The sequence below is a fragment of the Pseudodonghicola sp. genome (assembly GCF_048268305.1).
In the GTDB taxonomy this organism is placed as follows: domain Bacteria; phylum Pseudomonadota; class Alphaproteobacteria; order Rhodobacterales; family Rhodobacteraceae; genus Pseudodonghicola.
This window is the reverse complement of record NZ_JBLWVT010000004.1, coordinates 386,545-406,336: the sequence shown is the minus strand read 5'-3', so window position 1 is coordinate 406,336 and position 19,792 is coordinate 386,545. Positions and strand designations below refer to the sequence as shown.

The following is a 19,792-nucleotide window of genomic DNA, read 5'->3' as shown; positions in this document are numbered from 1 at the left end:
CTCAGATCGCGAAGTTGCCGGGGCCGAAGTCCATGGCGAAGGCCGGCGAGGCCTTCCACTGGATCGACTTCGGCTTGGCGGTGAAGGTCGCGTTCTGGTGCAGCACGGTATAGGCCGGATCCTCGCGTTCGCAGATCACCAGCATCCGCGCGAAGGCCTTGCGGCGGGCGGCGCGATCGACCGAGGTTTCCAGGAATTCGCAGAGCTGGTTCATCTCGGCGTTTTCCCATTCGCCGATCTGCTGCTGCTGGCCGTTCGGCCCGTGCTGGTTGACGATCGAGGAGACCGGATCCGGGAAGGGGGCAGAGTTCGACCAGTCGCGCACGGCACGGGTATCGCCGCGTTCCATGATCTGGGCCCAGTTTTCCTTGCTTTCGATCTGCACGTTCAGACCGACCGACTTCCACATCTCGACCAGCACCTGCGCGGTGGCGACCTGGTTGGTGTAATAGTTGCTCAGCAGACGATAGGGGATCGGATCGCCCTTATAGCCGGCGTCCTTCACCAGGCTCATCGCCAGTTCCGGGTTGAACTCGGGCACGGTCCAGTCGGCGATGAACATATCGGCGTAATAGGGCCATTGCAGACCGGCGGGCACCACAGTGCGACCGGCCCAAAGGCTGTCGACGATGGCCTGACGGTCGATCGAATGGGTCATGGCCCGGCGGATGCGCGGATCGACCAGTTGGGCGTGATGCTTGTCGAAGACGGTCAGCCGGTGGTTCGGGATGGTGCCGCCCTGAACCTCGAACCCGGCGTTGCTTTCAATCTCGCCGATCAGATCCGGCGGGATGTCGCAGGCGAACTGGTATTCGCCCGACAGCAGACCGTTCACCCGGCTGGCGACTTCCGGCACTTCGACGAAGCGGATTTGCTTCAACGGCGGCAGGCCGCCCCAGTAATCGTCATGCGATTCCAGCAGCAGTTCGGTGTCGGGGGTGAAATGTACCACCTTGTAGGGGCCGGTGGTGACGGGTTTGCGGGCCCAATCCAGGTAAGAGGCGCTGTCCTCCCAGCCACGGCGCGACATGATGTCGGAGCCATAGCGCAGCAGGCGGCCTTCCATGGTGACGTCGGGCGTCGCGTTGTAGAACCGCACGGTATACTTGTCGACGGCTTCGACCCGGGCCAGATCGGGCCAGGCGCGGCGGGCGACGGCGGGGACTTCCGGCGGCAGTTCCTTGCCGGCGCGCGGCGTCGGGATCTGCTCGAATGCCTTGATCGTGTTACGGTTCTTCGGCTCGGTCTCGCCGAACATACGTTCGCGCGAGAAGGTGAAGACCACGTCATCGGCGGTCAACTCATCGCCATTGTGGAACTTGACGCCTTCGCGCAGCTTCAGCTCGACGGTCTGATCGTCGATCCGTTTCCACTCGGTCGCCAGCAGCGGCTGGGCTTCGAGCTGGCCACGCAGGTTGCGCCCGATCAGCGATTCCCAGATCGAGCCGAAGAACACGCGTTCACCGACGTTCGACTGTTCACGCAGAACATCGAGCGTGTTGGAGTTGGTGATCTTCTGGACGGCGATGGTGATCGACGGGCGCTCGGTCTGGCCAATGGCGAAACGCGGCAGCACCAGCGAGCCGGCGGCGGCGGCGCCGGTGCGCAGCACCGAACGACGAGAAATCAGCATGGGTTTGTCCCCTTGGTCTGTCCGAATGGATGGGAAATGCAGAATGCTCCGCTCCACTAGGACCCCGAGGTGACGCCGGGGTGAAACCGGGGTGACAGGGAGGTGACGTTTCTGGCACAGAAACTTGACAGATGACGCGAATGATCGCCACGAGGCAGCAGAATCAAAAATGCGCGCCGGAGCGATCCGGCGCGCATTCTGTTCAGATCGTCGGCACCCGGCCCCGGATCAGCGCCGATCGGCGCGCAGCCGGCCGAAGTTCTCGCGGTGGATCTCGTAATGGCCGTCGATGAAGTTCTCGAAATGCACGAGACAGGCCTCGTCATCGGCCAGGATGACGCCGTATTGCCCCGGCCCATCCACCAGCCGCACATGGCCCGGCGCGCTTTCCAGATGCAGCTTGGCGCTATAGTGGCCGCCGGCGATAGTGGTGAAGGGAATGCCCTGCCAGTTGGCCGTCGTGGTGATATGGACATGCCCCGAGATCACATGGCGGATGTCGGGATGGGTCTTCAGCACCGCCAGCAGCTTTTCCGGCTCTTCCAGGCGGATCCGGTCGACCGGCATCTGCAGCTTGGCGACATGGTGATGCAGCACCACGATCACCGGCATGTCCTTCGCCTCGTCCAGCCGCGCCTGCAGCCAGGCCAGCCGGCTGTCGCAGATGCGACCGCCCACCAGCCCCGGTTCGGTGCTGTCGAGCATGATGATGCGGAACCCCTTGGCATCGACCACCTTCTGGACAAAGCCGTTCTCGTCGGCATAGCCGTCGCCGAAGACCTCCAGGAAGGTCGGCCGGTCGTCGTGATTGCCCAGCATCAGATGGGTGTCCATCGTCAGCGGGGCGATCAGGTCGGGTAGCCGCACATAGGCCTCCGCCTCCCCCAGATCGGCGAGATCGCCGGCCAGGATCACCATATCCGCATCCGCGTGGCGCGTGTTCACGCTCTCGACCGCCTGGCGCAGACGCTGGGCGGTGTCGAGGGTGTTGGAGATCTCGCCTTCGGGAACGAGATGCAGATCGGACATGATGACCAGTTTGAGCGTCATTGGGCGAGACCCCGTTCTTCCAGATAGCGCATGGAGGCAGGGATACCGGATTTGTCGCGCAGCTCAAGCACCAGATGCGGCGTCGCCTCGATACCGTTCAGCGCCCGGAACACCGCGTCCCAGCGGATGGTTCCCTCGCCCAGCGCCCAGTGGCGGTCGGCATAGCCTTCGTTGTCCTGCAGGTGGACGTGGTGCAGCAAATCCGCGGCAGAGGTCACATAATAGTCAACCGGCGGAGCGCCGTTGGTTTGATGGGCATAATGCGCATGGCCGGTGTCGATGGAAATCTTCAGCGCCGGCGAATCGAAATGCTCGACCAGACGGCGACGGTCCATCGGGTCGATATCCTCGATGTTCTCCATCACCAGGGTCACGCCGATGTCCTCGGCTCGCTTGACGGCGGCGCCGATGGTGGCGCGGGCATTGTCCATCATCCGGTCGCGGGCGCCGGGCTGGTTGTCGAGGTTGTTGAAATCCCAGGTGGTGTAGGGCGAATGGATCACCATCTGCGTGGCACCGACGGCGGCGCAGACGTCCAGCCCCTGATCCATCCGCCGCGCGACCAATTGCTGAAAGCCCGGATCCATCGTGCCGATGGTAAAGCCCCAGAACGGCCCGTGAATCCCGACCCGGCCGTTGTGACCGTCAAGCAGCCGGCGCGCCTCTTCGGCCAGCGCGCTCCAGTCGCTGTCCAGCACCTCGGCGGTATGGAAGGACTGCAGTTCGACATCGCGGTCCTTTTCGAACAGCCAGTCGCGATAGGTCTCAAGTTCGGCGTTGCGCAAAGCCGCGCCGACGACGGGGAGTGTCATTCCGGTCTCCTTGGAATTTGAATGCGCCGCCTCCCTAGATCGGCTGGATGACCGCAAGATGACAGGCGCCCGCATTTCGCGGGCGGTCATGCAAGTTTCCGTCATCATCGCGACTCGGCCAGGGACCGCCGCCCCGCCCAGGCGCAGGCCTCAGAACAGCCGGCCGGGGTTCATGATCCCCTTGGGATCGAGCACCGCCCGCAGCGTCTGGCTGAGCGCGATTTCCTCGGCAGAGAGGATCTGCGGCATATAGCTCGCCTTCGCCATGCCGATCCCGTGTTCGGCCGCAATGCTGCCGCCAGCCTCCAGCACGCCGGAGAGCACGATCTCCTTGATCCGCGCCACATCTTCCGGCGCGATCCGGCCACCGCCGGCATCGACCACCCCAAGATGCAAGTTCATGTCACCGAGATGACCGAACCACAGGCAATGCAAGCGCGGGAAAACCTGCCTCAGGGTGGCGGTCAGATGCATGATCAGATCGTCACTGCCTTCGGCCAGCAGGCTGACATCGAAGCTCGCCATCGAGGCAAAGGCCTGCGGCAACCCCTCGTTGGCCTCGCGCAGAGCCCAGAACTCCTCGATCTGGCGCAGGCTCTGGGCGATCGCTCCATCGGTGATCAACTCCTTTTCGAAGAGCTGCTCCAACACCTCCTGCAACCCCTTGCGCAGCGGCGCCTCCTCGGCTCCCTCGATCTCGATCAACAGGGTCAGCCCGTCGTCCCTGCTGTTGCAGGGCAAGGGGTCAAAGCCGCGAAACCCACTGGCAAAGCTGTAGTAGTCGGGCCACATCACCTCGCAGATCGACAGCCCGGCCAGGTGCGTCTCAAGCGCCTCCAGCACCGCCAGCGCGTGTTTCAGATCCGGTGTCCGCAGCAGCGCGGTCACCCGGGCAGATGGCGCCGGACGCAGCCGCAGCACCGCGCCGGTCACCACCCCCAGGGTGCCTTCGGCCCCGATGAAGAGCTGTTTCAGATCATAGCCCGTGTTGTTCTTGAGAAAGCCGTTCATCGCGCTCATGACACGCCCGTCGGGCAGCACCGCCTCGAGCCCCAGAACGTTGTGGCGCATCACCCCTTCGCGAAAGGCGCGCATGCCACCGGCATTGGTCGAGATCATGCCGCCGATCTGGCAGGAGCCCCGCGATCCGATATCGACCGGAAACATCATCCCCTTGGCTGCGGCCGCTTCCTGCAATTGCGCCAGGGTCACACCGGCTTCGACCCGCGCGGTGCGCGCGGCGGCGTCGATCTCGGGCTCGGCCGCCATCCGGTCCAGGCTGATCACCACCCCCTCCGCCAGAGGTGCCGCGCCGCCGACAAGCCCGGTTCTCCCCCCCTGCGTCACCACCGGCACCCCCCGTGCCGAACAGATTTCCAGGGCGCGCGCCACCTCCTGCACCGATCCAGGACGCAGCACCGCCAGCGGCACCACCGGCTCGCGCGTCGTCCAATCGGTCAGATAGGCACGATTCGCGGCATCGCCAGGCTGCACCACCTGCGGCCCCAGAGCAGAAAGAAGAGCGTCCAGAGTCATTTTACCTTCCCCAATCGGGCACAAAACATCCGGTCACCGCGCAGAGCCCATGACAGGCCCCACCGGTGTTAAAGCCGACCATTCCCTCCCCGCGTCCGATCGTGGGAGGTGCGGGCTCCTGGTCTTGCCGAGGCTCTCGCAGTGAGTGTCCGCGGCGAGCCGCCGGCGCGCTCACCATAGCCAGCGCGTCGCCTTTGGTGAAGGTGATTTAGGGAAGGCGCGCCGATTGCTTCGCAACGTTTCAGGCCGGCGCGACAGGAAAACCAGGCCCCGGCAGGACAATGCCCGCCGGGCCGGAGATCATTCACGGCTCAGCGCCACCACCGGATCGAGCTGCGCGGCCGAGCGGGCGGGCAAGAAGCCGAAGGTAATCCCAATGAGGGTCGAGGACAGGAAGGCGACAGCGATCGCCGTCCCCGAAAAGCTCAGCCGGATAGCGTCGCTCAGATAGCCGACCAGCGCGCCGCCCAGCAGGGCGCCGAGAATGCCGAGGATACCGCCGACCAGGCAGACCAGCACCGCCTCGATCAGAAACTGGCTGATGATGTCAGACCGCCGCGCGCCGATGGCGATCCGCACCCCGATCTCCTTGGTGCGCTCGGTGACCGAGACCAGCATGATGTTCATCACCCCGATGCCGCCGACGATCAGCGAGATCACCGCGATCATCGCCACCAGCAGCGTCAGCGTCTGGGTCGTCGAGGTGATGGTTGCGCGGATGGTGTCGCTGTTGGTCAGAAAGAAGTCCTTGGTGCCGTGCCGTTCCAGCATCAGCGCGGTGATCTCCTCCTGCGCCAGGGTCATGTCGTAATCGTCGATCACCCGGACCTCGATACTGTCGACATTGTCCTGCCCAGAAACCCGCGCCATCGCGGTGGTATAGGGGATCCAGACGTTCAGCGAAGACGGGCCAAAGGTTGCCCCGGTCGAGCGCACCACGCCGATCACCCGCACCGGCACCCGGCCCAGCAGCAGCACCTGGCCGATCGGATCGGTCCACTCATCGAAGAAGGTGTCGCGGGTGTCCTCGTCGATCACCGCGACCTGGGACAGGTCGGTCACATCCTGCGGATCGAAGACATCGCCGGTGACGGTGACGTAATTGTGGACCTGGAAGTAGTCGCCGCTCACCCCCTTGATCGAGGCCGAGGCCTCGACATTGCGATAGATCACCGAGGCGGTGTTGGCGACCGCGGGCGAGACGCTGTCGGCGAAGTCCTGCAGGGCCAGCGCATCGGCATCCGTCGGCATCAGCGTCTCGATCTTGGCGGCATCGCGCGCCCCGAAGCCCGACCCCGCCCGCACGGTGATCGTATTGGTGCCAAGCGAGCTGATGTTGTCGAGCACCTTCTGCTGGGTCCCATTGCCCAGGGCCACCACCAGAACGACCGAGGCAATGCCGATGATGATCCCCAGCATGGTCAGGAAGGACCGTACCCGATGCGCCAACATCGCGGTCAGCGCCATCGAGAAGGCCTCGCGCAGCCGCCGCAACAGCGCCCCGGGCCGCGCCGACCGATCCGGCCGATCGAGCCGCGGCGTCTCTTCCGGGCGGGCGTCGATCTTGCGGTTATCGGCAATCACCCGGCCGTCGCTGACCTCGATGATGCGATGGGCATGGGTGGCGACATTGGGATCATGAGTGACCATCACGATGGTATGGCCGCGCGCGTTCAGATCCAGCAGCAGGTCGATCAGCTCGGCGCTGCTCTTGGTGTCGAGCGCCCCGGTGGGTTCGTCCGCCAGGATCACCTCACCACCATTCATCAGCGCCCGCGCCACGGAAACCCGCTGTTGCTGGCCGCCCGACAACTCGCTCGGCCTGTGGTCCAGCCGGCTTTCCAGCCCGAGCTGCCCCAGCAGCTTTTCGGCCCGCTCCCGGCGCGATGCGCGCCCCTCGCCGGTATAGATCGCCGGCACCTCGACATTACCGACGGCGTCCAGATCGGGTAGCAGTTGATAGCGCTGGAAGATGAACCCGAAGTGTTCGCGCCGCAGCCGCGCCAAGGCATCGGGGTCCAGCGCGCTCACATCCTCGCCGGCGAACTTATAGGTGCCCGAGGTGGCCCGATCGAGACAGCCGAGGATATTCATCAGCGTCGACTTGCCCGAGCCGGAGGCGCCGACGATGGCCACCATCTCGCCGGGGTAGATGTCGATATCCACGTCGCGCAGCACGGTGATCGTCTCGTCGCCAGCCTGGAAACTGCGCGAGATCCCGCGGGCGGAAATCAGCGGTTCGGCGGTCATCTCAGAACCCCATCGGCGAGCGCATGCGGGTGCCGGAGGAGGTTGCGGTCGTCACCGCCATCCCGGTCACCACCCGATCCCCCGCGGCCAGACCCGACTTGATTTCCGCCGTCACCTTGTCGTTCAGCCCGACTTCGACCGCCTGCGCATGGGCGGTCTTGCTGGCCGCATCCCAGACCTCGACATAATAGCCGCCGTCCGAGCTGCGCTTGAGCGAGGCTGACGGCACCGTCAGCACCCCTTCGGCCTTGTCGAGCACGATGGAGACCTGGGTGGTCATCCCGATCCTGAGCAGATGTTCGGGGTTATCGACATCGAGCAGACCGTTGTAATAGATCGCCTTGTCGGTATTGATGGTATCGCTGTCCTCGATCTCGGAGGGCGCCGGCTCCACATCGCGCACCGTGGCTTCGAAGTGCTTCTCCGGCTCGCCCAGAATGGTGAAACTCACATCCTGCCCAGGATGGACATGAACGACATCGGCCTCGGAGATTTCGGCCTTCACCACCATCTGATCCAGATCCGCCAACTTCACGATGGTCGGCGCGGTCTGGATGGCGTTCACGGTCTGGCCCTGCTGCACCACTATGGCGACCACGGTGCCGTCGATCGGGGCGGTGATCTTGGTGCGCGCCAGCGCGATCTTGGCGGTCGAGACGGTCACTTCGGCGCTCGACTTCTGCGCCTCCAGCGCCTCCAGTTCGGCCTTGTCGACCAGCATCTCGGACACTGCGGTTTCGACGTCCTCCTGCGAGACATGCTGCTGCTCGGCCAGTTTTTTCTGCCGGTTGAGATTCAGTTCCGCCTTGCGCAGACTGGCTTTCTTGGCGGCGATCTGCGCCTCGATATTGGCCAGGTCGGCCTCGGCCTGAAGCACCTCGTTCTCCTGATCCTGAGAATCGATCTGGGCGATCAGGTCGCCCTGCTTGACCTCCTGGCCGAGCGACACCGCCAAGGTTTCGATCTGTCCCGACACCCGGGCACCGACGCTGACCAGTTGCTTGGCCTCCATCACCCCCGAGGCCAGAACCGTTTCCGTCACATTGCCGACTTTCACCGCGGCGGTTACCGGCACAGTCTGGGTCTCTCCTGACCGATAATACCACCAGCCCCCACCAACCGCTGCGACAAGCCCCAGAACGATCAAAAAACGTAGAGATTTCTTCATGCTATTTGCCTGCTCGCTTGGACGGATCATTATGTCGCCAATTGGTTATACGCCCCGCTCCCGGGCTTCCGTCACTGTTTTCGCAAAAAAATCCTGCCCCGGCAGCCCGCCTTTCCCACGCCCGGACAACGGGCGGATGCCCTGGCCTGTCGGCACCATCCGCAGAATCCGGCTTGATGTCTCGGGGGCTGGCCGCTAAAAACCCGACATAAACAGTCAAGATCATCCGCGCCTTCAAGCCAGACGCCAGACGTGCCGGGACATTGCCATCAGGAGCATGTGCATGCCTACACCGCCTGTCGCCACACCCGACGAGATTCTGGAAGCTCGCGCCGCCAATCCGAAAATGCGCGCCCGTGACCTTGCCGCCTCGCTCAAGGTGACCGAGGCCGCGCTGGTCGCCGCCAATGTCGACCGCACCGTCACCCGCATCGACGCCAACCCCGACGCCCTGATCCCGGCGATCGAGACCATCGGCGAGGTCATGGCCCTGACCCGCAACGAAAGCGCCGTGCACGAACGCACCGGCAGCTATGAGAACTTCAAGTCCGGCCCGATCGCCGGCATGGTGCTGGGCTCGGAAATCGACCTGCGCATCTTCCCCACGCATTGGGCCAATGCCTTTGCCGTGGTTGAGGACGGCGACCAGGGCACCAAGCGCAGCCTGCAGATCTTCGATCACCATGGCGACGCGGTGCACAAGGTGCACCTGAAGCCCGCCTCGGATGTCATGGCCTTCGAGGCGGCGGTAAAGACGCTCGCCACTGGCAACGATGATCGCACCTATGCCACCACGCCGCGCCCTGCCCCCGAAGGCGTCCAGGTCCGCGAGGACAATCTGGAAATCCTGCGCAAGGAATGGGACCGGATGACCGATACCCACCAGTTCCTGCGGCTGACCGCCAAGCTGAAGTTCAACCGCCTCGGCGCCTATCGCATGGCCGGCGCCCCCTATGCCGAGAAGCTGAGCAATGACAGCGTCTCGCTGATGCTGGAGCGCGCCGCCACCCAAGCGGTGCCGCTGATGATCTTCGTCGGCAACGCCGGCTGCATCCAGATCCACAGCGGCCTGGTGCAGACCATCAAGCCGATGGGGCCCTGGCAGAACGTGCTCGACCCCCGGTTCAACCTGCACCTGCGCGCCGATCACATCGCCGAGGTCTGGCGGGTCCGGAAGCCGACCCAGCGCGGCCCGGCGATCTCGGTCGAATGTTTCGATGCTGAGGGTCAGCTGATCCTGCAAAGCTTCGGCGTGCGTCAGGAGGGTGGCCCCCTCGCCTGGAACGACCTGGTCGACGGGCTGCCCAAGCTGGAAGCGGCGGAGGCGCTGGCATGATCGCGCGTCGCGCCGCCTTGGCGGCGCTTCTCGCCTTCGCGCTGCCCCTGCCGCTGATGGCCGAGCCGACCCAGCGGGTGATTGGCGTCGGCGGCTCGGTGACCGAAACCATCTATGCGCTTGGCGCCGGCGACCGTCTGGTCGCCCGCGACACCACCTCGACCTATCCCGAGGCCGCGACCGCCCTGCCCGACGTTGGCTATATGCGCCGGCTCTCGCCCGAAGGAGTGCTGTCCGTCGCCCCCGATCTGATCATCGCCGAAGAGGGTGCCGGCCCGGCCGAGACGGTGCAGATCCTCGAAGAGGCGGCGATCCCCTTCGTCACCATCCCCGCCGCCCGGGACGGCACCGGGGTGGCGGCCCGGATTCGCGCGATCGGCGCGGCGCTCGGGCTCGACGACAAGGCCGATGCGCTGGCCACCGAGGTCGAAGGCAAGATCGCCACAGTGGTCGACGCCTCGGCCAGGGCTGCCGAACCCCCGGTTCGCGTGCTCTTCATCCTGTCCGCCGCCGGCGGCCGGCTGATGGCCTCGGGCACCGGAACCGAAGCCGATGCGATGATCCGTCTCGCCGGCGGAATCAATGCCATCGAGGGCTTTCCCGGTTACAAGCAACTGACCGACGAGGCCGTGCTCGCAGCGCAGCCCGATGTCATCTTGATGATGGATCGCGGGACTGGCAGCGACCACGGCACAGCCGGGGTGCTGGAGCATCCCGCCATCGCCATCACCCCGGCCGGTCAGGCCAAGCGGCTGATCGCGATGGACGGGCTCTATCTGCTGGGCTTCGGGCCGCGCACCGCCGATGCGCTGGCCGATCTTCACGCCGCACTCTACCCCGAGAAGGGCTGACCCGTGGTCGCGCTGAGCGAGGCCCCCGTCGCCGGCGACCGCCGCGGACGGGCGCGCCGGGCCACCTGGGCCCTGACGCTGCTGACCCTGCTGGCGGCCTGGGGCTCGCTGGCGACCGGTGCCTCGGGCATTTCGCTGATCGACGCGCTTGGCCGGCTGATCTCGGGCGAGGGGTTGAGCCTGCAGGAACAGGTGGTGCTGTGGCAAATCCGCCTGCCGCGTCTGGCGACCGGGCTGTTGGTGGGCGCGTCGCTCGCCGTCTCGGGGGCGGTGATGCAGGGGCTGTTCCGCAACCCGCTGGCCGATCCCGGGCTGGTCGGCGTCGGCGCCGGCGCCGGTCTGGGCGCGGTGCTGGCGATCGTGCTGGGGGGCTTCCTGCCGGCCGCGCTCGCCGGGTGGCTGGGGACGCATACGGTGCCGATCGCCGCCTTTCTCGGCGGCTGGGCGGCGACGCTGATCCTTTATCGCGTGTCGACCCGGGCCGGGCGCACCTCGGTCGCCACCATGCTGCTGGCCGGCATCGCGCTGGGGGCGCTGGCCGGCGCGGCGACCGGCGTTCTGGTCTATGCCGCCGATGACCAGCAGCTGCGCGATCTGACCTTCTGGAACCTCGGCTCCCTCGCCGGGGCGAGCTGGGCGAAGCTTTCGGTCGCGGCGCCGATCATGCTGATCGCCATGCTGGGCACGCTTGGCCTGGCGCGCGGGCTGAACGGCCTGGCCCTGGGCGAGGCCGCGGCGGCCCATATGGGCATCCCGGTCCAACGGATGAAGAACCTGGCCATCCTCTGCGTTGCCGCCGCCACCGGCGCGGCGGTCGCGGTCTCGGGCGGCATCGGCTTTGTCGGCATCGTGGTGCCGCATCTGCTGCGCCTCTCCACCGGGCCGGATCATCGCCACCTGCTGCCCAATGCCGCGCTGCTTGGCGCGGCGCTGCTGGTCGGCGCCGACATGATCGCCCGCAGCATCCTTGCGCCGGCGGAACTGCCGATCGGCATCGTCACCGCGCTGATCGGGGCGCCGATCTTCCTGTGGATCCTGCTGCGCCGGCGCGGCCTTCTGGACCTGTGAGGCCACCATGATCGAGGCGACCGATATCCACGTCACCCTTGGCAGCCGCAGGGTGCTGAACCGGCTGGCCTTTCAGGCCCACCCCGGACAGTTGACCGCCATCGTCGGCCCCAACGGGTCAGGCAAGACCACGCTGATCCGGGCCCTGACCGGAGAGATCGGCTTTGCCGGAGAGTTGCGGATCAACGGCATCGACCCCAGCGGGCTGAAACCCTGGGACCTGGCACGGATGCGCGGCGTGCTGGCGCAATCGACCCAGCTTTCCTTTCCCTTCACCGTCTTCGAGGTGGTGCGCCTGGGCGCCGAGGCCGGTGGCTACGTGGGCCAGGCCGCCACCGCGATGACCCGCGCCGCGCTGGCCCGGGTCGATCTGGAGGGCTATGAGGGCCGCCCCTATCAGGAGCTGTCGGGCGGCGAACAGCAGCGGGTGCAACTGGCCCGGGTGCTTTGCCAGGTGTGGCAGGCCGACGGCCCCGAGGGGCCGCGCTGGCTGTTTCTGGACGAACCGGTCTCGGCGCTCGACATCGGGCATCAATTGCAGGTGATGCGGCTGGCGCGCGACTATGCCCGGCAGGGCGGCGGCGTGGTGGCGGTGATGCACGACCTGAACCTGACCGCGATGTTCGCCGACCGGATCGTGCTGATGGAGGCCGGAGAGGTCGCCGCCGCCGGCCCGGTCGCCCAGGTGCTGCGCCCGGACATCCTGTCGCGCGTCTACGGCTGCCGGCTGAGCGTGATGAGCGCGGCGACCGAGCCGAAGCTGTTGGTGGTGCCGGTGACCGAGGCCCCCGCCTGAGGTCCTCGCCGGATCAGGCCCCGAGCCAGAGGGTGGTCGCCCCGGCCAACAGCACGGCGGCATAGACCGCCAGCACCCGCAGGCCGAAGGGCACGCCGCCGATCGCCAGCGCGATGCCCCCCTTCACCACGGTATTGACCGAAACGGCGATCACGATCGCGCGGGCCGCCACCGAAAGCGCCAAATCGCCCTGGCTCAGCTTCGCAACCGAGATCGTCAGCGCATCGACATCCGTCATCCCGGAAAGCGCCGCCGCCGCATAGACCCCGCCCGCCCCGAACCAGAGCTGGAAGTAATGAGTGCCGAGCAGTACCACCACCAGCACCGCGCCGAAGGACAGGGCGGTGCCCAGCGCCAGCGGGTTCGTCACCCCTTCGAGCGTGGAACTGGCCTTGCGCTGCTTCCGCGCCGAGACCGCAAGCAGCCCGGCGCCGGCAAATCCGGTCGCGGCCATCGCCCCGAGCGGCAGCATCAGGGCGTCCCACAGGTTGGGCGAAAACACCGTGCCGACGACCAGCACCCGCAGGAAGGTCATCGCCCCCGCCAGCACCACCCCGATGGCAAGCGATGGACCAAGCCGCTGATCGCTGCGCACCAGCCGCGACAGCGCCAGCGTGGTGGAGGTGGAGGAAGCGAGCCCACCGAAGAACCCCGCGATCACCGCCCCGACCCGGGCACCCGCCACCCGCATGGCGGCATAGCCGAGGAAGGACAACCCCGCCACCAGCACCACCGCCCACCAGAGCTCATAGGGATTGAGCGCCCCACCTGGCCCGAAGCCCCGGCGGGGCAGCAGCGGCAGGATGACCACGGAAATCACCGCGAGCTGCACAAGCGCGGCAAGTTCGAACCGACGGATCTGCGCGACCCAGGCATGCAGCACCCGCTTGAGCGCCAGCAGCGCCGTCGCCACCACGGCAGAGGCGGCGGCGGCCTCCATATTGCCCAGAACCGCCGCCGCCCCGAGCACGAAGGTCAGCAGCAGGGCGATCTCGGTGGTCAGCCCCAGATCGTCCTGCCTGCGGCTCTGCACCCAATAGCTCAGGGCGACCAACCCGGTCAGCGCCAGAAAGGCGAACCCGAGGAAGGCGCCGCCGGCGAACAAGGTCAGCCAGCCGCAGACTCCGCCCAAGAGCCCGGTCAGCCCGAAGGTGCGCAGGCCTGCGGCCCGGGTGCCCTCGGCCTCTGTCCGCGCGTGCCAGCCGCGCTCCAGCCCCAAAAGCAACCCGATGGCCAGAGCAAGGCCCAGACGCTGGAAAAGTTCAAGTTCGTCCATCGCCTGGAATCATGCGCCAAAAGCCCAGGCTGCGCCAGTGGCCGCGCGCCGCCCCATATCCCGTCCCGAAACGAAAAGGGGCGGCCCGAAGACCGCCCCGCTTCCTGACAGCGAAGATCGCCCGCTCAGCCACGATAGAGCGTTTTCATCTCCAACTGACGGTGGAAGGTGTAGGAATAGCCCATGATGTCTTTCTGCATCCCGACTTCCAGCGCCGGGTGCCACAGGATGATGATCGGGATGTCGTCCTTGACCATCTCGATCATGCTTTTCACCTGATCCTCATAGGCGGCCTTGTCGGCCTCGTAGCGCGAGGCTTTGACCAGTTCGCCGAACTTCTCGTTCTGATAGGCGCCGAAGTTCCAACGCGAGTCGCCGGTATAGAAGACGCGGAAGAAATAATCGGGGTCGGACAGATAGGAGGTCGATCCCTCGAAGTAGAAGGGAACCTTCTTTTCCTGCAGCAGGGTGCCGAGCTGGCCGGCAGGCACCTTTTCGATTTCGACCTGGATGCCGATCTTGGCCAGTGCCTCTTGCAGCAGCAGCGCCACCGGCTCGGCGATGGTCGACAGCGAGAGGTCATAGGAGAAGGTCGTATTGAACCCGTCCGGATAGCCCGCCTCGGTCAGCAGCGCCTTGGCCTTGGCCAGATCGGTATCATAGCCGCTTTCCTGCGGATAGGCGATGGTGTCAGGCCGCCCCGGCTTGCCGCCGTGCAGCGGCCGGCCCCGACCGAACAGCGCGGTCTTGAACATGTCGTCATAGGGCAGCGCATAGGCGATCGCCTGACGCACCAGCTTGTTGTCGAAGGGCGCGATCTGGCCGTTCATGCCGATGAACTGGAAGCTGGTGGTGGGCACGCCCACGACCTTGACCTTGTCATTGTCCAGCAGCGTCAGAACATCTTTCGGCGGCAGATCCTGCACGATGTCCGCATCGCCCCGCACCAGCGAGGCGACCCGGGTCTCGGCCGCCTGCACGGTCTGCCACAGCACCCGCTGGAAGCCGGGCAGCTTGCCGCTTTTCCAGTCGTCATTGCGGTCGAACAACATGCGTTCGCCGATCTCGGCCTTGGCGACCTTGAAGGCGCCACCGCCGGCCGGGTTGGCCTTGAGCCACTCCATCGCGAAAGGATCCTCGGCCGTCGCGTGCTGCTTGGCCAGTTTCGAGTTGACGATGATCGGATAGGTCAGCGCCAGGTTCGGCAGGGCGAACCGGTCGGGCTGCGGCAGGTCGATCCGCAGGGTCAGATCGTCCACGATCACGAACTGATCGGGCGAGGTCATCGACCCGGTGCGGAACTGCGACACGCCGATGGTGCTGGCGACCACCCGGTCGAGCGACCATTTCACATCCTCGGCCGTGACCGGGCTGCCGTCGTGGAAGGTGGCATCCTTGCGCAGCTTGAAGGTGATCGACTTCTGGTCGTCCGCGATCTCATAGCTTTCGGCCAATTGCGGCTGGATGTCGAAATAGTCGTAATAGCCGACCCCATCACCGGTATCCTTGTAACCGAAGGTCACCAGCCGGTCGTAGACGTTCCAGGTGACCTGGATCGACTGGCGGTTCACCCCGACCGAGATGGTGTCATAGGAGTTCGCAGCCCCTTCGCTGAGAACCCGCAGGCTGTCGGCACGCGATTGCGCATAGGCCCAGGAGCGGGGCAGCATCGTGGCCGCGCCCATGGCGGCGGCGGCGGTCAGAAACTGACGGCGTTTCATTGTCGTATTTCCCTTTCGTTGGACTTCGGGTGCTGGCTCCGGTCTCGCGGCGCGGCGAGGGATCGTCCCCGATTTTGCCCGGCCGCAGTCATGCTCTGGTTTCGCGACTGAGGCAAACGTCGGTTGGATCGCGTTTGTATTATGATTTCTTTTCTCTGGCGCCACCGGAGCCGGTGAACGCGGTCGGCGATCTGCACCGCCGGCCGCAAGGGTATGGTCGTCTCAGAACTTCACCGCGGCGCCGCCCTTCAGACCCAGCGCTGCGCGCGCCTCGTCCGGGGTGGCGATCCGCCCCTTGAGCGCCTCGATGACGCCGCGGATCATGGTGACCTGCTCGGCATTCGATTCCGCCATTTTGCCGGGACCGGCATAAAGGCTGTCCTCCAGCCCGACGCGGACGTTGCCGCCCATGGTGGCGGCCATGGTGGCCATGTTCATCTGGTGCCGCCCGCCGGCCAGCACCGACCATTCGTATTTGCCCGGACCGAACAGCCGGTCGGCGGTTTCCTTCATGAACATCAGGTTTTCCGGCCCCGGCCCGATGCCGCCGAGGGTGCCGACGATCATCTGGATGAAGGGCACGCCCTGAACGAAGCCGCGGTCCATCATGTGCTTGAGATTGTAGAGGTGACCGACGTCATAGCATTCGAACTCGAAGCGGGTGCCGCCCTCGCCCATCTTGGTCATGATGGTTTCGATATCGAGGAAGGTGTTGCGGAAGATCGCGCCGCGGCTGGCTTCGAGATAGCCCTCCTCCCAGTCATAGAGCCATTGGCCCATGTACTTGTCCTTCATCATGTACGAGCCGAAGTTCATCGACCCCATGTTGCAGGAACAGAGTTCAGGCGAGGCGGTGAGCGGCGCGGCCAGGCGATCCTCGATCGACATGAAGGTGGAGCCGCCGGTGGTCATGTTCAGGATCGCGTCGGTCTCGGCCCGGATCGACCGCAGGATATAAAGCCAGGTGTCGACGTCGCCGGTGGGCTGGCGGGTTTCCGGATCGCGCGCATGCAGGTGCAGGATCGCAGCGCCGGCCTTGGCCGCACCGATCGCCTGCTCGATGATCGCGTCCGGCGTCACCGGCAGATAGGGCGACATGGTCGGTGTATGGGTGCCGCCGGTGATGGCGCAGGTGATGACGGTGGGTTTCAGTTTGGCCATATCGCTTACTCCGTATATTCCAGACCGCCGCAGATGCTCATCACCTGGCCGCTGATCGGGCGGCCCGAGGGGCTGCACAGATACATGACCAGATCGGCGATCTCCTCAGGCGCGACCATGGTTTTCATCGACACCGCGCGCAGCGCGATGGCTTCCATTTCCTCATAGGAAATGCCGCGGGTCTCGGCCCGGGCGGTAAAGACGCGTTTGATCCGGTCGCCGGCGACCACGCCCGGGGCGATGGCATTGACGCGGATCTGATCAGGGCCGAGTTCAACCGACAGCGACCGGGCCAGCGCGATGACGGCGGCCTTCGACGCCGCATAGGGCGAGCGCAGCGGAAAGGCGTATTTGCCGGCGACCGAGGCCATGCAGACGATCGACCCACCGTCGTTCTGCTTGATATGCGGGATCGCCGCCTTGGCCATGTAGAACTGGCCGTTCACGTTGATCTCGAAGCAGCGCCGCCAGTCTTCCGAGACGATATCCTGCACCGCCGCCGCCGGGCCGGCGATGCCGGCGTTGTTGACCAGGATGTCCAGCCCGCCCATGCCGTCGACAGCCGCCTGGGTGAAGGCGATGCAGGCCGCCTCGTCCGAGACGTCACAGATCATCGTGCCCAGCCCCGGCAGCGCGGCGGCGGCAGCCTCCAACGCGTCGGTATTGACGTCGCACACCCAGACCTTGGCGCCTTCGGCATGCATGGAGCGCGCGATCTCAAGCCCGATGCCCGAGGCGCCGGCGGTGATGATCACCCGTTGTCGTTTCCAGAATTCGTCGTGCTTGCTGGACATCTCTTTCGTCTTTCAAAGTTTAGGTCGGTTGGATCGGTGGCGGATCGAAGGCCGTCACCGGTTTCTGCGGCGTCGTGACCGCTTCGGCCCGCACCAGCGCGCTATGGGCGATGGGCCCCTGGGCAAGCTGCGAGGTGCCGGCGTCGCGGGTCAGAACATTCGGGTTGCCATGAAGGTCGAGCGCGCCGATGCGCCCCGGCTCCTCGGGATTGAACCAGGCGCCGGTGGCAAGCTGGACCACCCCCGGCGCGACATCCTCCGAGATCACCGCGCCGACCAGGCAGGCGCCGCGATCGTTGAAAAGCCGAACCAGCGCGCCATCGGCGATGCCGCGCGCGGCGGCATCGGCGGGGTTGAAGGCCGCAGGCTCGCGCCCGTCGATCTTGCTGGCCCGGCTGACGGCACCATTGTCCATCTGCCCGTGCAGCCGCGTCACCGGCTGGTTCGAGATCAGGTGCAGACTGTCCTGCGCCCGCCCCTCGGCGCCCAGCCATTCCCGGGGCGCGAACCAGACCGGATGGCCCGGGCAATCGTCATAGCCAAAGCCCGCGACGGTTTCGGAAAAGATCTCGATCCTGCCGGAGGGGGTGTTCAGCGGGTTCGCCTCAGGATCGGCGCGAAAGGCGTGGAACAGCGGCTTGCCCTCCCGATCAGAGGTGAAACGCGCGATGCCCTCGGCCCAGAAGCCATCGAAATCGGGCAGCGCAATGCCCTTGGCCGCGGCCCGCTCTTGCGCGCCGTCATAAAGGTGGCGGACCCAGCCCATTTCGTCGCGGCCTTCCGTGAACTCCTCCTCCAACCCCAGATGGCCGGCGATGTCGGACAGGATATCGTAATCGCTCCTCACCTGGCCGAAGGGCTCCGCCAGCCGTTTCATCGCGATCAGCAGCGGTTCGCCCTTGGCAATGCCCAGATCGTTGCGTTCCAGCGAGGTGGTGCAGGGCAGCACGATATCGGCATGGCGCGCGGTGGCGGTCCACCAGGCATCCTGCACGATCACCGTCTCGGGCCGGCGCCAGGCGGCGATCAGCTTGTTCAAATCCTGCTGGTGGTGAAAGGGGTTGCCCCCCGCCCACCAGACCATGCGGATGTCCGGATAGCTCAGCGCCCGGCCATCATAGTTGAAGGGCGCGCCCGGGTTCAGCAGCATGTCGGCCACGCGCGCCACCGGGATGAAGCTGTCGATCGGGTTGCGGAATTGCGGGAAGGCCGGCCAGCCGATGGACGGATCGATCTTGCCGACCCGGTTGGAACAGCCGTAACCGAAGCCGAACCCGCCGCCCGGCAGGCCGATCTGCCCCAGCATCGCCGCCAGGGTCACCGCCATCCAGATCGGCTGTTCGCCATGTTCGGCCCGCTGCAGCGCCCAGGTGACCGAGATCATCGTGCGCCCCTGCGCCATCCGCCGGGCCAAGGCCCGGATATCCCCGGCCGCCACCCCACAAAGTGGCGCGGCCCAGTCAGGGTCTTTCGGCTGGCCGTCAGCTTGCCCCATCAGATAGGCGCGGAAGCGGTCGAAGCCGGTGGTATAGCGATCAAGGAAGCCGTGATCGGCCAGCCCCTCGGCCTCGAGCGCATGGGCGAGGCCCAGCATCAGCGCGGTATCCCCGCCCGGGCGCACCGGCACCCACTGTGCACCGACCCGGGCGGCGATATCGGATCGCAGCGGGCTGATATTGATGAACTCGGTGCCGGCCTCGCGGCAACGCTCCAGCCAGGCGCCGACCTCGTGCCGCGCCACGCCGCCGGCGCTGACCTGGGCGTTCTTCTCAGGCACCCCGCCGAAGGCCACGAAAAGATCGCAGGCCTCGCAGATCAGCGGCCAGGGGGTGTGGTTGTCGCCCATCCCATCGGTCGAACCGATGATATGCGGCAGCGCCACCTCCAGTGCCGCATGGCTGTGGGTATTGACCGAGCGGGTATAGCCCCCCGCGACGTTCAGAAAGCGATGCAGCTGGCTTTGCGCATGGTGAAACCGCCCGGCGCTGGCCCAGCCATAGGAACCGCCGAAGATAGCACTGTTGCCATGGGCCTTGCGGATGCGGTCGACCTCCGCCGCCACCAGCCGCGTCGCGGTATCCCAATCGACCGGCACGAAGGGCTCCGCCCCCCGCCCCGCGCGTGAGGCCGGGCCGCTTTCCAGATAGCCCGCCCGCACCATCGGCTGGCCGATCCGCGCACTGTCGGTCCGCGCCCCCAGCATCGACTGGCCCAGCGCCGAAGGCGCCGGATCGTCACCCATCCCCGCCAGTGCCGCCACAGCCCCGTCCGCGCCCCTCTCGACGCGGTAAGTGCCCCAATGGGCCATCGTATAGGTCTGTGTCGGCATCGGCGGCTCCT

General features: G+C 66.0%; 15 protein-coding genes. 4 read left to right on the top strand and 11 right to left on the bottom strand.

Features of this window, described 5'->3' with window-relative positions; all coding sequences use genetic code 11:
• Window position 1: 1 nt before the first annotated feature.
• The 6 genes from ACN0V4_RS10050 to ACN0V4_RS10025 all read right to left on the bottom strand — a co-directional run bounded on the left by ACN0V4_RS10050 (window position 2) and on the right by ACN0V4_RS10025 (window position 8,356).
• On the bottom strand, window positions 2–1,633 hold the full coding sequence (locus tag ACN0V4_RS10050; protein ID WP_417675596.1) for an ABC transporter substrate-binding protein: 1,632 nt from the start codon (window positions 1,631–1,633) through the stop codon (window positions 2–4).
• A 228-nt stretch (window positions 1,634–1,861) separates the two neighbouring features.
• On the bottom strand, window positions 1,862–2,683 hold the full coding sequence (locus ACN0V4_RS10045) for a phosphodiesterase (RefSeq protein ID WP_417675594.1): 822 nt from the start codon (window positions 2,681–2,683) through the stop codon (window positions 1,862–1,864).
• Entirely contained in the window at window positions 2,680–3,495 is an 816-nt protein-coding gene (locus tag ACN0V4_RS10040) for a sugar phosphate isomerase/epimerase family protein (RefSeq protein WP_417675592.1), read from the bottom strand. The genes ACN0V4_RS10045 and ACN0V4_RS10040 overlap by 4 nt, the downstream gene beginning before the upstream one ends.
• Window positions 3,496–3,645: 150 nt before the next feature.
• Window positions 3,646–5,031 (bottom strand): FAD-binding oxidoreductase, encoded by a 1,386-nt coding sequence (locus tag ACN0V4_RS10035; RefSeq protein ID WP_417675590.1) that lies wholly within the window; start codon window positions 5,029–5,031, stop codon window positions 3,646–3,648.
• A 300-nt stretch (window positions 5,032–5,331) separates the two neighbouring features.
• Window positions 5,332–7,281 carry a MacB family efflux pump subunit gene (locus ACN0V4_RS10030; protein ID WP_417675588.1) on the bottom strand — a complete coding sequence of 650 codons (1,950 nt, stop codon included), beginning with the start codon at window positions 7,279–7,281 and terminating at the stop codon, window positions 5,332–5,334.
• A gap of 1 nt (window position 7,282) precedes the next feature.
• Window positions 7,283–8,356 carry an efflux RND transporter periplasmic adaptor subunit gene (locus ACN0V4_RS10025; protein ID WP_417675586.1) on the bottom strand — a complete coding sequence of 358 codons (1,074 nt, stop codon included), beginning with the start codon at window positions 8,354–8,356 and terminating at the stop codon, window positions 7,283–7,285.
• Window positions 8,357–8,732: 376 nt separating this feature from the next.
• Between ACN0V4_RS10025 and ACN0V4_RS10020 the strand changes: the two genes are divergently transcribed.
• From ACN0V4_RS10020 to ACN0V4_RS10005, 4 genes are read left to right on the top strand one after another with little or no spacing between them, the layout of a single operon-like run.
• The gene (locus ACN0V4_RS10020; RefSeq protein WP_417675584.1) at window positions 8,733–9,785 is read left to right on the top strand and encodes a hemin-degrading factor; all 1,053 of its coding nucleotides are present in this window, start codon (window positions 8,733–8,735) and stop codon (window positions 9,783–9,785) included.
• A complete protein-coding gene (locus ACN0V4_RS10015) occupies window positions 9,782–10,636 on the top strand; it encodes a heme/hemin ABC transporter substrate-binding protein (protein WP_417675582.1) in 855 nt (284 codons plus the stop codon). Before ACN0V4_RS10020 ends, ACN0V4_RS10015 begins: the two co-directional genes overlap by 4 nt.
• Before the next feature lie 3 nt (window positions 10,637–10,639).
• Complete coding sequence (locus tag ACN0V4_RS10010) at window positions 10,640–11,704, top strand: FecCD family ABC transporter permease (RefSeq protein ID WP_417675580.1); 1,065 nt, start codon at window positions 10,640–10,642, stop codon at window positions 11,702–11,704.
• A gap of 7 nt (window positions 11,705–11,711) precedes the next feature.
• A complete protein-coding gene (locus ACN0V4_RS10005) occupies window positions 11,712–12,500 on the top strand; it encodes a heme ABC transporter ATP-binding protein (RefSeq protein WP_417675578.1) in 789 nt (262 codons plus the stop codon).
• A gap of 13 nt (window positions 12,501–12,513) precedes the next feature.
• On the opposite strand, the gene ACN0V4_RS10000 is transcribed toward ACN0V4_RS10005, so the two are convergent.
• The 5 genes from ACN0V4_RS10000 to ACN0V4_RS09980 all read right to left on the bottom strand — a co-directional run bounded on the left by ACN0V4_RS10000 (window position 12,514) and on the right by ACN0V4_RS09980 (window position 19,781).
• Window positions 12,514–13,776, bottom strand: coding sequence for an MgtC/SapB family protein (locus ACN0V4_RS10000; RefSeq protein ID WP_417675576.1), 1,263 nt, complete (start codon window positions 13,774–13,776; stop codon window positions 12,514–12,516).
• Window positions 13,777–13,901: 125 nt separating this feature from the next.
• Window positions 13,902–15,497, bottom strand: a complete 1,596-nt coding sequence (locus ACN0V4_RS09995; RefSeq protein ID WP_417675574.1) for an ABC transporter substrate-binding protein — start codon at window positions 15,495–15,497, stop codon at window positions 13,902–13,904.
• Between the two features lie 222 nt (window positions 15,498–15,719).
• Window positions 15,720–16,658 (bottom strand): 3-keto-5-aminohexanoate cleavage protein, encoded by a 939-nt coding sequence (locus ACN0V4_RS09990; protein WP_417675572.1) that lies wholly within the window; start codon window positions 16,656–16,658, stop codon window positions 15,720–15,722.
• Between the two features lie 5 nt (window positions 16,659–16,663).
• Window positions 16,664–17,452 carry an SDR family oxidoreductase gene (locus ACN0V4_RS09985; RefSeq protein WP_417675570.1) on the bottom strand — a complete coding sequence of 263 codons (789 nt, stop codon included), beginning with the start codon at window positions 17,450–17,452 and terminating at the stop codon, window positions 16,664–16,666.
• A 19-nt stretch (window positions 17,453–17,471) separates the two neighbouring features.
• Entirely contained in the window at window positions 17,472–19,781 is a 2,310-nt protein-coding gene (locus ACN0V4_RS09980) for a molybdopterin-dependent oxidoreductase (RefSeq protein ID WP_417675568.1), read from the bottom strand.
• Window positions 19,782–19,792: the final 11 nt, after the last annotated feature.

Coding starts and splice junctions, on each gene's coding strand:
- ACN0V4_RS09990 (WP_417675572.1), bottom strand. CDS start 16,658: ATGGCCAAACTGAAACCCACCGTCATCACCTGCGCCATCACCGGCGGC.
- ACN0V4_RS09995 (WP_417675574.1), bottom strand. CDS start 15,497: ATGAAACGCCGTCAGTTTCTGACCGCCGCCGCCGCCATGGGCGCGGCC.
- ACN0V4_RS10005 (WP_417675578.1), top strand. CDS start 11,712: ATGATCGAGGCGACCGATATCCACGTCACCCTTGGCAGCCGCAGGGTG.
- ACN0V4_RS10045 (WP_417675594.1), bottom strand. CDS start 2,683: ATGACGCTCAAACTGGTCATCATGTCCGATCTGCATCTCGTTCCCGAA.
- ACN0V4_RS10035 (WP_417675590.1), bottom strand. CDS start 5,031: ATGACTCTGGACGCTCTTCTTTCTGCTCTGGGGCCGCAGGTGGTGCAG.
- ACN0V4_RS10020 (WP_417675584.1), top strand. CDS start 8,733: ATGCCTACACCGCCTGTCGCCACACCCGACGAGATTCTGGAAGCTCGC.
- ACN0V4_RS10000 (WP_417675576.1), bottom strand. CDS start 13,776: ATGGACGAACTTGAACTTTTCCAGCGTCTGGGCCTTGCTCTGGCCATC.
- ACN0V4_RS09980 (WP_417675568.1), bottom strand. CDS start 19,781: ATGCCGACACAGACCTATACGATGGCCCATTGGGGCACTTACCGCGTC.
- ACN0V4_RS10030 (WP_417675588.1), bottom strand. CDS start 7,281: ATGACCGCCGAACCGCTGATTTCCGCCCGCGGGATCTCGCGCAGTTTC.
- ACN0V4_RS10015 (WP_417675582.1), top strand. CDS start 9,782: ATGATCGCGCGTCGCGCCGCCTTGGCGGCGCTTCTCGCCTTCGCGCTG.
- ACN0V4_RS09985 (WP_417675570.1), bottom strand. CDS start 17,452: ATGTCCAGCAAGCACGACGAATTCTGGAAACGACAACGGGTGATCATC.
- ACN0V4_RS10050 (WP_417675596.1), bottom strand. CDS start 1,633: ATGCTGATTTCTCGTCGTTCGGTGCTGCGCACCGGCGCCGCCGCCGCC.
- ACN0V4_RS10040 (WP_417675592.1), bottom strand. CDS start 3,495: ATGACACTCCCCGTCGTCGGCGCGGCTTTGCGCAACGCCGAACTTGAG.